The following is a 686-nucleotide window of genomic DNA, read 5'->3' as shown; positions in this document are numbered from 1 at the left end:
GAGAAATTCGACAAAGCGTTAGCTGGCCACGTGAGCTTTACCATGAGTAACCTCGTTCGCAGTATTTGGTTTGGTTTGAGCGATGGTCTCGGTTCATCGGCACCGACTAAAGATGCAACGAAACGCTACTACCAACAGCTAAACCGTTACAGTGCCAACCTAGCGCTTCTGTCTGATATCTCAATGGCTGTGCTTGGTGGTTCGTTGAAACGTAAAGAGCGTTTATCTGCGCGTTTAGGTGACATTCTCAGTCAGCTATACCTAAGCTCCGCGACGCTAAAACGTTTTGAACAAGATGGTCGTCCGGCTGAAGATTTGGCTTTGGTTCACTGGGGTCTACAAGATAGCTTAAAACAAGCAGAAATCGCCGTTGATGAGTTCCTAGCAAACTTCCCGAACAAAGTCATTGGCCGCACACTTCGCGTTCTGATTATGCCATTCGGTCGTGTACGCAAAGCACCAAGTGACAAGCTAGACAGCAAAGTGGCACGTATTCTACAAACCCCAAGTGCAACACGCTCGCGCATTGGCCGTGGCCAGTACCTAGAGCCAACAGAGCACAACCCAGCCGGTAAGATTGAGTTGGCACTGTCTGTGATTCTTCAAGCTGAGCCTGTGTTCGACAAAGTTTGTAAAGCGCAAGGTAAACGTCGTCCATTCCTCCGCTTGGATATGATTGCTCAAGA

The 686-nt window shown here is 48.7% G+C and carries 1 protein-coding gene; it reads left to right on the top strand.

Going from position 1 to position 686, the window contains the following annotated elements; genetic code table 11:
- On the top strand, positions 1-686 hold a 686-nt coding region (locus tag R7Q11_RS26545; RefSeq protein ID WP_225467043.1), incomplete at both ends, for an acyl-CoA dehydrogenase domain-containing protein.

The sequence above is a fragment of the Vibrio sp. 970 genome (assembly GCF_033339075.1).
Note: the sequence above shows the minus strand (reverse complement) of the source record. Positions and strands in the feature narration are given on the sequence as shown.